At 68.4% G+C, this 13,079-nt stretch carries 14 protein-coding genes; all 14 read left to right on the top strand.

The window, feature by feature from the left end; genetic code table 11:
* Position 1: 1 nt before the first annotated feature.
* The 14 genes from ACZ3H8_RS08055 to ACZ3H8_RS07990 all read left to right on the top strand — a co-directional run bounded on the left by ACZ3H8_RS08055 (position 2) and on the right by ACZ3H8_RS07990 (position 13,045).
* Positions 2-355, top strand: a complete 354-nt coding sequence (locus ACZ3H8_RS08055) for a TadE/TadG family type IV pilus assembly protein (RefSeq protein WP_467398875.1) — start codon at positions 2-4, stop codon at positions 353-355.
* Positions 356-394: 39 nt separating this feature from the next.
* Positions 395-1,735 carry a CpaF family protein gene (locus ACZ3H8_RS08050; RefSeq protein WP_467398872.1) on the top strand — a complete coding sequence of 447 codons (1,341 nt, stop codon included), beginning with the start codon at positions 395-397 and terminating at the stop codon, positions 1,733-1,735.
* Positions 1,736-1,794: 59 nt separating this feature from the next.
* The gene (locus ACZ3H8_RS08045) at positions 1,795-2,736 is read left to right on the top strand and encodes a type II secretion system F family protein (protein ID WP_467398870.1); all 942 of its coding nucleotides are present in this window, start codon (positions 1,795-1,797) and stop codon (positions 2,734-2,736) included.
* A gap of 38 nt (positions 2,737-2,774) precedes the next feature.
* Positions 2,775-3,662: a DUF5936 domain-containing protein gene (locus ACZ3H8_RS08040; RefSeq protein WP_467398868.1), complete on the top strand. Its 888-nt coding sequence runs from the start codon at positions 2,775-2,777 to the stop codon at positions 3,660-3,662.
* A gap of 3 nt (positions 3,663-3,665) precedes the next feature.
* Positions 3,666-5,066, top strand: a complete 1,401-nt coding sequence (locus tag ACZ3H8_RS08035; RefSeq protein WP_467398865.1) for a sensor histidine kinase — start codon at positions 3,666-3,668, stop codon at positions 5,064-5,066.
* Positions 5,067-5,124: 58 nt separating this feature from the next.
* Complete coding sequence (locus ACZ3H8_RS08030; RefSeq protein WP_467398862.1) at positions 5,125-6,117, top strand: response regulator; 993 nt, start codon at positions 5,125-5,127, stop codon at positions 6,115-6,117.
* 227 nt (positions 6,118-6,344) lie between these two features.
* Positions 6,345-6,611 (top strand): hypothetical protein, encoded by a 267-nt coding sequence (locus tag ACZ3H8_RS08025; RefSeq protein WP_467399940.1) that lies wholly within the window; start codon positions 6,345-6,347, stop codon positions 6,609-6,611.
* Complete coding sequence (locus ACZ3H8_RS08020; protein WP_467399938.1) at positions 6,542-7,243, top strand: pilus assembly protein TadG-related protein; 702 nt, start codon at positions 6,542-6,544, stop codon at positions 7,241-7,243. Before ACZ3H8_RS08025 ends, ACZ3H8_RS08020 begins: the two co-directional genes overlap by 70 nt.
* Positions 7,244-7,272: 29 nt before the next feature.
* Complete coding sequence (locus tag ACZ3H8_RS08015) at positions 7,273-7,863, top strand: hypothetical protein (RefSeq protein WP_467398860.1); 591 nt, start codon at positions 7,273-7,275, stop codon at positions 7,861-7,863.
* Positions 7,863-8,504, top strand: coding sequence for an OmpA family protein (locus ACZ3H8_RS08010; protein ID WP_467398858.1), 642 nt, complete (start codon positions 7,863-7,865; stop codon positions 8,502-8,504). Before ACZ3H8_RS08015 ends, ACZ3H8_RS08010 begins: the two co-directional genes overlap by 1 nt.
* 104 nt (positions 8,505-8,608) lie before the next feature.
* The gene (locus ACZ3H8_RS08005; RefSeq protein ID WP_467398855.1) at positions 8,609-9,928 is read left to right on the top strand and encodes a hypothetical protein; all 1,320 of its coding nucleotides are present in this window, start codon (positions 8,609-8,611) and stop codon (positions 9,926-9,928) included.
* A 151-nt stretch (positions 9,929-10,079) separates the two neighbouring features.
* The gene (locus tag ACZ3H8_RS08000) at positions 10,080-11,639 is read left to right on the top strand and encodes a Hint domain-containing protein (RefSeq protein WP_467398853.1); all 1,560 of its coding nucleotides are present in this window, start codon (positions 10,080-10,082) and stop codon (positions 11,637-11,639) included.
* Positions 11,640-11,652: 13 nt separating this feature from the next.
* Entirely contained in the window at positions 11,653-12,006 is a 354-nt protein-coding gene (locus ACZ3H8_RS07995; protein ID WP_467398851.1) for a DUF6086 family protein, read from the top strand.
* A 13-nt stretch (positions 12,007-12,019) separates the two neighbouring features.
* Positions 12,020-13,045, top strand: coding sequence for a phosphotransferase (locus ACZ3H8_RS07990; protein ID WP_467398848.1), 1,026 nt, complete (start codon positions 12,020-12,022; stop codon positions 13,043-13,045).
* Positions 13,046-13,079: the final 34 nt, after the last annotated feature.

Below are 13,079 nucleotides of genomic sequence, written 5' to 3'. Positions count from 1 at the left end.
CATGCGGAAGCAGGCAATGCGGCGGGACAGGGGCCAGGCGGTCATCGAGTACGGAGGCTGGCTCGTCCTGCTGCTCCTGGTGGCGCTTGTCGCGGTCCAGGTCGGACTGGCCGTGTACGCAGCGCAGCAGGCGGGCACGGCCGCCCGGGCCGCGGCCCGGGTGGCCTCGCAGGACCAGGCCCGGATCGGCTACGACGAGGCGGGCCGGGCGTCGATGAGTTCCTGGCTCGACGCCGACTTCACCAAGACCGAGGAGGGCGACGAGATCAAGGTCACCGCCACAGTCGGGATTCCCTTCCTCGTCCCAGGCTTCGACTTCACCACCACCAAGAGCGCCACCATGCCCCGCGACTGACCGACAGCACCAGGCAAGCCGTACGAGGGAGTTGAACCCATGAGCCTGCGGGCGCGCATCAACAACCCCGAGCCGACGACCGGGCACAGCGAGGAGAGTCGGCTTGTCGGGGTCTACCGCGCCAAGCTGCTCGAGGAGATCGACCTCGCCGAGATGTCGGCTCTCGCCGCGGCCGAGCGCCGGGCCCGCCTCGAGCGGGTCCTGGGGCACATCATCAGCCGCGAGGGCCCCGTGCTGTCCACCGTCGAGCGCTCCCAGCTCATCCGCAGGGTCGTCGACGAGGCGCTCGGCCTCGGCATCCTGGAACCGCTGCTCGAAGACGCCTCCATCAGCGAAATCATGGTGAACGGACCGGATCAGGTTTTCGTCGAGCGCAGCGGACGGCTGGAGCTGCTCCCGATGCGCTTCTCCTCCAACGAGCAGCTGATGCAGACCATCGAGCGCATCGTCTCCACTGTCAACCGGCGCGTGGACGAGGCGAATCCGATGGTCGACGCACGCCTCCCCAGCGGCGAGCGTGTCAACGTCATCATTCCGCCGCTCTCGCTGACCGGGCCGATCCTCACCATCCGGCGCTTCCCCAGAGCCTTCACCCTCCAGGAGATGATCGGCCTGGGCTCGCTCGACGAGCAGATCCTGATGCTGCTGGCCGGCCTGGTCCGCGCGAAGTTCAATGTGATCGTCTCCGGCGCCACCGGCACGGGGAAGACCACCCTGCTCAACGCCCTGTCGGGACTGATCCCGGGCGGCGAACGCATCGTCACCATCGAGGACTCGGCCGAGCTCCAGCTCCAGCAGTCGCATGTGATCACGCTGGAGAGCCGGCCCGCCAACGTCGAGGGCAAGGGCCAGATCACCATTCGTGACCTGGTGCGCAACTCCCTGCGTATGCGGCCGGACCGCATCATCGTCGGTGAGGTCCGCGGCGGCGAAACGCTCGACATGCTCCAGGCGATGTCGACCGGTCACGACGGCTCGCTCGCCACCGTCCACGCCAACAGCGCCGAGGACGCCCTGATGCGTCTGCAGACCCTCAGCTCCATGTCCGAGGTCGAGATCCCCTTTGTGGCGATCCACGACCAGATCAACAGCGCGGTCGACGTCATCGTGCAGCTCACCAGGCACGCCGACGGCGCCCGCAAGATCACCGAAATCGCCATCGTCGACTCCTACGGCCGTGAGGACTACCGGATCGTCACGGTCTGCCGTTTCGACGCCCAGCCCATGACCGCGGACGGCCGCATCTACGGGAAGTTCGTGTACTTCCCGCTGCCCCGCCGGATCGCCGACCGCCTCTACATGGCGGGCGAGTCGATCCCCCCGGCCTTCGGCGTCGCGAACACGGAGGAGCAGCTTGCCTCGCGTACATCGACGGCCTGACCGGCTCGCCGTCCCCACCCGCCCCCGTCCGCCCGTTCACCGAGAAGGCCCCGCCCGACATGGATAACCTCCCGCTCCTGACGATGGGTGTCACGCTGCTCGGCTGTGTGCTCGCCGTCGTCGGGGTGCATGTCTACTCCTCGGGCCAGGCCCAGCGGCAGGCCCTGCTGGAGCGGATGACGCAGACAGGACAGCTCGCGATCGAGGGCGGCCGGCGTCGTCGGTTCAGCGCCGTGGACCGACGGCTGCGCAGAACGCGCCTCGGGAAGCGGATCGAGCGCCAGATCTCGGCGACCGGCCTCGATCTGACTCCTGGCGAGTACTTCGTCTACGTGGTCGGCGCGCTGCTCGCCCTGTACTTCATCGCCGGCTCGGTCTTCGCACCCTTCTTCGGGATCATCGCGGCCGTCATCGGAGTCTGGGGAGCCAACGGCTTCCTCAACTGGCAGCGCCAAAAGCGCACCGAGGCGTTCATCAACCAGCTGCCCGAACTCACCCGCGTACTCGCCAATGCGACTCAGGCCGGTCTCGCGCTGCGGACCGCCATCAGCATGGCCGTGGACGAGCTGGACGATCCGGCCAGGGAGGAGCTGCGGCGGGTTGCGGATCAGCTGACCATGGGCCGCTCTCTCGACGACGCGCTGAACGATCTCGTCGAGCGGCTGCCCTCCCGTGAGCTGACCGTCCTCGTATCGACCCTCATCCTCTCCAACCGGGCGGGCGGCACCATCGTCTCCTCGCTGCGCAACCTCACCCAGACCCTGGAGGAGCGCAAGGAGACCCGCCGCGAGGTCACGACCCTGCTCTCCCAGGTGAAGGTGACCGCGGTGGCCGTTCCCGTTCTCGGCGTGGGCTTCCTGCTGCTCATCGACGGAATGCGGTCCGGCGCCCTCGACGACATGACAAGTGCCCTGGTCGGCAGGCTCGCCGTGATCGTCTCGGCGGCTCTCTACGCGCTCGGCTTCTTCCTCATCAACCGCCTCACCCGCGTCCGAATCTGACCACACAGATCGACCCCACAGAAGGGAGGGAACACACCATGGGACTGCTGCTCGCGGCCGTCATCGGACTCGCCGTCTACGGAGCCTTCCAGGGCGTACGCATGTATCGCGCCGACGCCAAGCTTCCGGGCGACCTCGCCGTCGCCCTGGAGGTCGGCGCCGGCCGCACCACAGCCACCGGATCGGCCATAGACCGCATCGGCATGCGCTACGCGCCGTATGTGCTGCGGATGATGGGACCCAAGCGCGTCGACGCCGTCCGCCGGAAGCTGGACATGGCGGGCAACCCCAATGGTCTGACCCTCGACCGCTACGCCGCCCGCCGCGCCGTATACGGGGTCCTCGGTTCCCTCGTGGCCCTGGGCATGCTGATGAACGGCCAGATCGTGTTCGCCGTGCTCTTCCTCGCCTACGGCTTCTTCTGGACCGATGTCCTCATCCGCGCTGCCATCAGCAGGCGTAAGGACGACATCGAGCGGACCCTTCCCGACTTCCTCGACGTCCTGGCCGTCGTCGTCTCCGCCGGACTCGGCTTCCGCCAGGCGCTGGAGCGCGTCGCCGAGAAGTACGAAGGTCCCTGGGCCGACGAACTGCGCATCACCCTGCGTCAGATGGACATGGGCGTGGGCAGGCGCGAGGCCTTCGAGCAGCTGCGCAAGCGCAACGAATCCGACCAGGTGACGATGTTCGTCTCCGCGCTGCAGCAGGGTGAGGAGCTCGGCGCGCCGATCGTCGACACCCTCATCCAGATCGCCAACGACATGCGCAGGACCGACGCCCAGAACGCGCGTCGCAAGGCCGCCAAGGCCGTCCCGAAGGCCACGCTCATCGTCACCAGCTTCATGCTCCCCGGGACGATGATCCTGATCGTGGTCGGCTTCTACTACGCCTCCAATGTCAACTTCAACGACATCTTCGGAGGCTGAGCCATGTCTCCACGGCCGGCCAGGGCGGCACTTACCAGGGCTGCATTAACCAGGACCGGGCTGACCAGGACCGGGCTGACCAGAACCGCACTTATCGGTGGCTCCGGGGCGGACGCTCCCGAGAGCGCCCCGGGACATGTGCCGTCGCTGCCGATCCAGGTCAACGCCCTGCAGGCGCTGTGCCGGCAGCTGTTCGGCTTCCGCCTCGCCATGACCGCGCTCGCCGCCCCGTTCGCGCTCTCGGGCGTCGACCGGGGCCTTGGCGGCTGGCTCATGGGCGCGGCCGTCCTCGTCACCGTCATGGTGTCCTACGTTCTGCTGCGCGACTGGGAGCGGTTCGGCCCCGTGCTGCTGCGCCATCCCTCGTTGCTCGCCGTCGACATGCTGTTCGGGGCGCTGCTGCTGTTCTCGGCCTCGCCGGGTTCCACGCTCACGTACGTCACCTTCTGCACCCCGCTGCTCGCCGGACTTGTGTACGGGTGGCGTGGCGCCGCGATTTTCGCACCGCTGCAGACGCTGCTCCTCGCCGCCTCCTACGCGATCAACGAGAAGATCGAGGCAGACGCCTCGGCGCTGCTGATGGTGGGCCTGTGTGTGATGGCGGGAGCCGTGGGCAGCGCGCTCCGCGGCCTCCTGCTCGGATTCGGCGCCGCATCCCAGGCGCTGACCGAGACCCGCGCACGCCTCGCCGTCAGCAACGCGGTGGAGGAGGAACGCGCCCGGCTCGCCCGCGAGATGCACGACTCCGTCGCCAAGACGCTCCATGGCCTGGCACTCGCAGCCGACGGCCTGGCAGGCACGGCCGACCGGATGGACCCGCTGACCGTCAAGCATCAGGCCGAGCTGGTGGCCCGCTCGGCCCGCCGCGCCGCGACCGAGTCCCGCGAGCTGCTCTCCGATCTGCGACGCGAGTCCGGTCTGGACGGCGGCGTCGACATCATGGCCGAACTCCGTGCCAGAACCGATGACTTCGCCCGTCGGTACGGCGTGCGTGCCACGTTCCGCCGGCTCGGCGACATTCCCGTACCGACGGCGCCGCACGCCATCGCCCGCCAGGCCCTCACCATCGCCACCGAGGCCATGGAGAACGCCCACCGCCATGGTCACCCCAGCTACCTCGACGTCTCGGCGGGTGTCGTCGGCGACGTGCTGAGAATCAGCGTGTACGACGACGGGCGGGGCCTTCCGCCCGGCATCACCCTCGACGACCTCAGACGGGCAGGCCACTTCGGCCTGGTCGGCATGGTCGAGCGGGCCGCTTCCATCGGGGCCCGCATCCGGATCGGCAGGGGCCGGGCGGCGAAAGGCACCGAAGTCCGCCTGGAACTGCCGGCCGCCGCACTCAGGCTCATCCCCGGCATCCCCCCTCAACCCGCGCAGCACCGAACCCCGCTGCTCCACTGACCGGCTCACCACTCCAACCCAACCGACCCGTCCCCACCTTCCGAGAGGAGGCTGCAGCATGCCGGACGACATCTCCCACAGCTCGGGGCAGAACTGGACCCAGCAGTCCCATGTCTCGCAGCACACGTCCTCGCACGCCACGCCGCTCAGCTCCGACCACACCACGGGTGTCCCCCTGGCCTCCGCGCCGCCCGTGACCACCGGCGAATTCCCCGCGCTGCCGGGACCGGCCGCGATGCCGGCCGCCCCACCTCTTCGGGTTGTCGTCGCCGACGACAACCCGGTCGTACGCGCCGGGCTGACCGTTCTGCTGCAGGGCCGCGACGACCTGGAAGTCGTCGCGGAGGCGGCCGACGGCCGCCAGGCCTATGAGGCGACCGTCCAACACCGCCCGGACGTCGTTCTGCTGGACGTTCGCATGCCGGGCGTGGACGGCATCTCGGCGCTGCCGCACCTGGTTCGGCTGGCACCGGTGCTGATGATGACGTACAGCAGGGAGAGCGAGATCGTGCACGAGGCCCTGCGCCTGGGCGCGGGCGGCTATCTCGTACACGGTGAATTCACCGCCGACCAACTCGTCGCCGCGGTGCGGGACATCAAGATGGGCCGCGTCCACTTCACGCACTCCGCCTCCAGCGCACTGCTGGCGAGGGTGCGGGGTGAAGGACCGGGCGACGGAGGCGGTCAGCCGCTCCCCGACGGGCTGGGCACGGCGTTCAGCGGACCCGGACACCAGCACACCTCGCCGGAGCAATTTGCTCAAGCGTCTTCGCTTACGCAAGCAAATGTGGCACATTCATCTCGGAGCCCCGGTGTAGTCGGCGGGCTGCGCGGAGTGATCACGGAACTGAGTCAGCGGGAGGTGGAGGTGATGGAGCTGATTGCGTCCGGCATGACCAACCAGCAGATCGCCGCGTCCTGCTTCATCAGTCAGAAGACCGTCAAGAACCACATCAACCGCATCTTCGCCAAGTTGAATGCGGGCAGCCGCGGCGAAGCCATCGCCATCTGGCACAGCATGACGCGAGGGGGGTCGGCGCAGCATGGCTGAGCGTGTGCAGAGCCCTGGCTCGCACGTGGCCCTCAGGGCCCACCACCCCATGAGTTGGGTTTGGGCCCTGAGTTGGGCCCTGAGGCCCATGCCCGGGGATGTGGCCCCGACGTACGTTTCTCCCGTCGAAAGCGAGACCGGCCAGGAGGAAGCCGGAAGCGTGGACGGCATCGAGGAGTCGTACGTATCGGCCTGGCGACGGCCGGCCGAAACCGGAGGGGAGCGTCATGACGGACATCGGTCTGAAGGCCGCGACAAGGGCCAGGGTTTATGTGACCGGCTGGCGGGACTCGGTCCTCGACGGCGTCAAGAGCCGCAAGGACAAGGGGCAGGGAGCGATCGAGTACGTCGGCATCACCATCCTGGTGGTGGCCATCGTCGCCCTGCTGCTGCAGACCAACCTGGGCAGCGAGATTGCCAACAAATTCTCGGAGAAGATCCGCTCGGTCCTCAATGGCGGGGGTGGCGGCGGTGGGGGTGGCGGCGGACAGTAGGTCCGCCGGTTGGGTCAGACGCAGGGCAGGCCACACCGCTGTACATCACAGCGGTGGTGGGCCTGCTCTTCTTTGCGCTCGTGTACTTTGCGTTCGGCCAGGCCGACATCACCCGCAACGGCACGCAGACGGCCGCGGACGCCGCCGCCCTGGCGGCCGCACAGGATTCCCGGGACCAGCTGGAGCTGGAGGACTTCCTGGACGACCTCGACGGCCTTCTCGAAGGGAATCCGGCCGAGACTCCCGACGGCTGCGTGGAGGCCGCCCGCTTCGCCGCCCGGAACGACGCCGACAACCTCGACTGTGACGCGCTGTCGGACGGACGGTGGGGCTTCACGGTGGAGTCCAAGTCCCGCAAACCGATGGGCGACAGCATCATCGACGGTACGGAGAATCAGCACGCGAAAGCCACAGCCACAGCTGTGGTGGAGCCCCGCTGCACCTTCGCGCCCGATGAATCGGCGGCGCCCCCGGAGGATGGGGACGATCGGGATTCCGGCAAGGGCAATGACAAGAAGCCGTCCCCGGGCAAGCTCGTCTGCGACACCAAGGACTGGATCATCGATCCGGAAAAGCCGGATCTGCTTCCCGATATGGCGGACCTCTTCACCGTCCGACTGGCCGAAGACTGACCTCGAACGAGCGCGAAGGAACGGGATTGATGACGATGCGACACGTGAGGACCGTGCGCCGGGCCGGGGCGGCAGCCTTGCTGTCGGCGGCCCTGACCTTTTCGCTGGCCGCCTGCGGTGGCGACGGCGACGGTTCGGAATCCAAGGAGCCGGCTTCGACGGCGCCCCAGCCGACCAAGGGAGGCGCCAAGGGGTCCACAGCCCCTGACTCCGTGCCCAGCGAGCCGATCGCGACGGTCAAGGGCGATGGCGGGCTGGAGCTGTCCGTATTCGCGGCAAAGCGTGACGACGGCGGCTTCCTCACTGTGGACGGAGAGTTCAAGAACACCGGCTCCGCGGGGTTCTCCGTTCCCGTCAGCTGGAACGGCATGGAGCAGTCCGTCGCAGCCACGGGCCATTCATTCGCGGGAATGACGCTGGTCGATTCCAAGGGCAAGAAGCGCTACTACGTACTGCGTGACACCGACAACCGTCCTTTGACCACGTACGGGTACGACGGTTTCATCCAGCCCGGCCGGTCCCTCACCTTCTTCGCCCAGTTCCCCGCCCCGCCGGTCACGGCCACCAAGGTCGACCTTCAGTTCCCGGGGTTCCCCAGCACGTCGATCGAGCTCTCCTGATGAGCGCCGCCACCTCCACCCGCACCGGGCGTGTCTGCGCGCGCACGGCCGTGACCGTCCTCGCCGGCGCCCTGTCGTTCGGTCTCATGGGTGCGGCCGATGCCCTTGCCGATGAAGATCCGTATCCCACACCCTCGGCGGCGGCCCCCGTCAAGATCGACCCCAACGACTCCGACCTCAAGCTCCCTGAAGGGGGGACCCTCGCCGAGCCCAGGGTCCTCGACATCAAGTCGGTCGTCGAGGAGATCGGCGGCGAGGAACGCCGTGAGGAGACCAACTCCGACATCAAGTTCGCGCTCCAGGCCGAGGTGCTCTTCGGCAAGGACAGCGCGAAGCTCTCCAGCGCGGCCAATGCCCGTATCGCGGCCATCGCCGCGGAGATCAAGAACCAGGACGCCAAGAAGGTCCGCGTCTTCGGCTTCACCGACGACCTGGGTACCTCCGAGCACGGCGACGTGCTGTCCAAGCAGCGCGCGGATGCGGTGCACGGGGTGCTGTCGCGGCAGCTGAGCGCCCTGGGCATCACATACGAGATCCGTGGGTACGGCGAGCAGTACCCCATCTCGAACAACGCGACCGAAGAAGGACGCAAGAAGAACCGCCGCGTCGAGGTCTCCTTCCCCAGGGGAGCGGGCAACTGACGGCGGACGTGATGTGCTGAATCGCGGGGGAGCCGGCCTGCAGCGTGCCGCGGGCCGGCTCTCGCCTGTGTCGAGGGACCGGTGCGGTGCGGAGGAGCGGAGCAATGACGAGAGGCAGAGCCGGAGCGGTCAGCACGCTGGCCCTGTGCGGGCTCATGCTGGCTGTGCATCCGGTGGCGGCAGTGACCACCGCGGGTTCCGACGGGGCCGCCCCCTACCGGACGGCCCCGGACGCCGAACCTGTGCGCGGCTCCGCGACCAGCGCCGACGGCCCATCGCTCAAGCCGGGGACGTACACCGACACCATCTCCGCGGGGGAGAAGAAGTACTACCAGGTCATGCTGGACGACACGTCCAATGCCTTCGTCTCGACGGTTCTCGCCCCACCGCCGGGAACCGAGGCCGGCGCGCTCAGCGGAATCCGCGTCTCTCTGGCAAGCCCGCAGGGCGAGCGGTGCAGTAACAGCAGCGACGTCACGTTCAAGGGCACGACCGCCCGCCCGATCGCCGGTTACGCCACTCGTCGCATCGAGGCCAACCGTGCCTGTCAGGACGCGGGCAGCTACCTCTACACCGTGGAATGGATCGGCTCGGACGCCGGTCCGGGCTCCGCCGGCTGGCCCATCGAGCTGAAGTTCATGGCGGAGCCGGGGCTGAAGGCGGATGCGCAGGCACCCTCTGCCCCGGTCACCTGGAGCTCGCAGGCTCCGACCGCGCAGACGGGGGTGGAGAAGAGCCTGACGGGCGGCACCGGATTCAATGACGCACCGGCGGTCGGCGAAGGCGTCTGGCGGGACGAACTGAGCCCGGGCGAAAGCCGCTTCTACAAGGTGCCGGTCGACTGGGGCCAGCAGCTCTTCCTCGACGCCGAGCTCGCGAACTCCCCGACCTGGCAGGCGCCCGCGGTCGTCGACGGCCTGCAGATGGCCCTGTACAACACCGCACGCGGGCTCGTCGACGGAGCCGGCACCAGCTACCTCGGCAAGCAGGCGGCCGTGTCACTCGGCACGGCACCGGTCGCTTTCTCGTACCGGTACCGGCCCCAGGTGGACGCCATCAGCGCGATGCGCTTCTCCGGCTGGTACTACGTGCGGGTCACCCTGGACCAACGGATCGGCAGCACCCTCCCCCTGATCCTGCGTGTGGGCGTCGAGGGGGATCCACAGCCGGGCCCGGCATACGACGGGGACGCGACGGCGGCCGGCTTCGGGATCACGGACGAGGGCCGGGAGGCGGCCCAGGTAGGCCGCGTCGAGGACGGCAGCACGCAGAGCGCCGCGATGAAAGCCGTCGGCATCGCGGGAATCAGCCTGGGGACGGTGCTGCTGCTCGGGCTCGCCGTGTGGACGGCCATCGGACGTGGCGGCGGAACCGGGCGCCGCGGCAACGTGGCGGAGAAGACCCCTCTGCCCCGGGAGCCGTGATCCGGCCGCGGGTGCGTCCGTATGGCAACAGGTTGGTCCTATGCGGAGTTGAGCCCTTCTTTGGGCCCGAGGGCCCACGACCTCGTACCCGTGTCGCATTAGCTTCGCATTCATGTCGCCACAGGGGGTTGTGCGTCGGATTCGCCGTCAGGTGCGTAGGACTCTGCCACGCACACACGCACGGCTGCTGGGCCTGCGGAAGAGGCGGCCGGGCCAGTCGGGCCAGTCGGCGATCGAGTACGTGGGTCTGGTCGCGGTGGTCGTGGCGATCGTCGGGGCGCTGCTGGCAACGGGTCTCGGACCGGCCATCGCCAAGGAGTTCAGCACGCAGGTGTGCAGGATCACCGGCGGAGAGAACTGCGGCGGCGGTGACCCCGAGGCCCAGGACGACCGCGGTCCCGGCAATCCGGGCGACGGCCGCCCCGCCTCCGACGACGACGGTCCCGGCGACGGCCACAAGACGCAGACGCAGCTCGACTACGAGAAGGCCCTGAAAGAGCTTCAGGACGCCCAGGACGCCGAGAAGTCCGATCGCGACAAAGCCATCGAGGCCGCGAAGGAACTCGCGAAGATCCTCGCCGAGGAGCTCGGCATCACCGACGCCCTCGACTGCATCACCAAGGGCGACATGGGCGCCTGCACAGAGACGCTCGTCAATGTGCTCCTCAGCCTCGTCGGCGGCGCCGTCGGGAAGCTCGCCGCGAAGTACGGCGCGCCGTGGAAGTGGAAGAAGGCCGTCGAGCTCGTCAGAAAGCTCAAGAAGCACGGCGGGGATCTGTACGACGGGCTGAAAGGGCTCATCAAGAACCGCAAGCGGGTCGCGGATGCGGAGAAGAAGCTCGCCGACGCGAAAAAGAAACTCGACGCGGACACGAAGAAACCCAAGGAAGGCGAGAAGAAGCCGGACGACAAACCGGCCACCTGCCCCCGGCACAGCTTCCCTCCGGGTACGCCGGTGCTGCTCGCCGACGGGCGTCGGATTCCCATCGAGAAAGTGCGGATCGGTGACCGGGTCAAAGCCACCGATCCGTACAGCGGGAAGACCGGGACGCGGCGGGTGACGAACACCATCACCACGTACGACGACAAGGACTTCACCCGGCTCACGGTGCGTACGAAGTCCGGTACGGCCATGGTCGAGGCGACCGACACCCACCCCTTCTGGCTCACCGGGCAGAGGCGCTGGGCCGATGCCGGCGAGATCGAGGCCGGAGACCGGCTGCGCGCGCTCGACGGGACCGGGCTGAAAGTGCTCACCGCGCGGCACTACACAGGGCGGCAGACGACCCACGACCTCACCGTCGCGCAGATACACACCTATTACGTGCTGGCCGGGCGGACTCCCGTACTCGTACACAACGAGGACCCGACCGGCTGCGGTCCGCTCGACGGTGAGCGTGAGTACGATGTGTACGATCCGAAGACCGGAAACAGGATTACCGATATCGACCACATCGACGGCGGAGTCCTGTGGGAAGAGAAGAGTGCGCTGTTCGGCGACGAGACATGGCTGACCAAGCAGGTGGACGGAAAGCTTGCGAAGTATCTTCAAGCCCGTCAGCAGATGAAGGGGTACGAACAGGCCCCCATCGGATTCCGCTTCACGAACGCCAATGTCGATCCGCGTTTCCGTGCCGCACTCGAGCAGCGTATTCAGAAGCTCAGGGACCAGAATCCCGGGCTGGACATCAGGCTGGAGTTCACGGGATGAGTTGCTGCACGGGATGAGCTACTACTTCGAAGTCTCGGGTGAGACCGTCTGGGATCCGGCCCTGCGCATCGCGAAGTGGTACATCGCCCTCGCCGAGAGCACGGCGGAGCTGATGCGGCTGCCGACCGGCCTCACACCGTCCGAGCAGGACACCTGCGAGGTCGACCCGAAGCTCTTCCGGGGGTTCGTGGAGGGTCTGTACGAGGTCTACTTCTCGACTCGACATCCGGTGCAACACGGCCTGATCAAGGGCCTGTTGCTCACCTCTCTGGTGGTGCTGGAGCGTACGGGTACGGTCATCCACCCGAAGTCCGAGAGGGAAAAGCCGCTGTGGGGGGAGAAGCAGGCGCTTGCGCGGTCGATGTAGCCGGCGAGGACGGGTGCCCTTCGGGGAGCGGCTGCGGGACGAGTTGGGTACGCCGCGACGTGCCCGGCTGCTGGACAGCAGTCCGCGTTCCGCCGTCTGGCGGGTCGAGCTCGCGGACGGTACGCCTGCCGTGGTCAAGCAGCTCGTCGCGGGCCCGGAGGCGGCACAGCGGTACGGGCGGGAGGTGGCCGCGCTGCGGCTTGCCGGGCGGGTTGAGCCGGCCGTCGTGCCACGGGTGCTCGGGGTGGACGCGGACGACCGCGTACTGGTGCTGGAGTACCTCGAACACGGGCGGCCGCGTGATCGGTGGGAGGCCGACTACGCGGCCGGGCTCGCCAGGCTGCACGCTGCCGGTGGGGACGGAGCGGAGCTGCCGCGCTGGGCCGGGCCCGATGCGGGCGACGTCGGCTCCTTCGTGGCGTTCGCGAGGGCACTGGGTGTCCACGACACGGTCGGAGCCGAGGACGAGCTGGGCGAACTCACCCTGCGGCTGGGCAAGGTGAGCCGACGGCAGGCCCTGCTGCACGGCGATCCCTGCCCCGGCAACGATCTGCACACCGCCGACGGAATCCGCTTCATCGACTTCGAGCAGGCAAGCCTCGGCAACGGGCTGATGGAGTTCGCGTATCTCCGCATCGGCTTCCCGACCTGCTGGTGCGTGACCGCCGCCCCCGAACCCCTGCTGGCCGAGGCCGAAGCGGCGTACCGCATCGCGTGGCGGGAAGCGACCGGCACGGACGTCGAGGGCGATCTCGCCGACGCCTGCGCGGGGTGGCTGATCCGGGGCGACGCGCTGGTCCAGCGCGCGCACCGGGGGAGCGTCGATCAGTTGGCCCGGGTCCTGGACGAGGACTGGGAGTGGGGGACGGTGAGCGCGCGGGAGCGGCTGGTGCATCGGTTCGGGATCGTCGCGCGGATGACCGAGGACAGTGACGTACTGGGCGGGCTGAGCCGGCTGAGTACGGATGTACGGCGGCGCATGCTCGACCGCTGGCCCGCGCTCGGGACGGTGCCGCGCCGCAGGCCACGAGCGTCGTGATTGGGCCCGTGGGCCCATGCGCGGGCGTGCACAA

The organism is Streptomyces sp. NPDC002868 (assembly GCF_055563295.1).
This window is presented reverse-complemented; position numbering and strand designations above follow the sequence as displayed.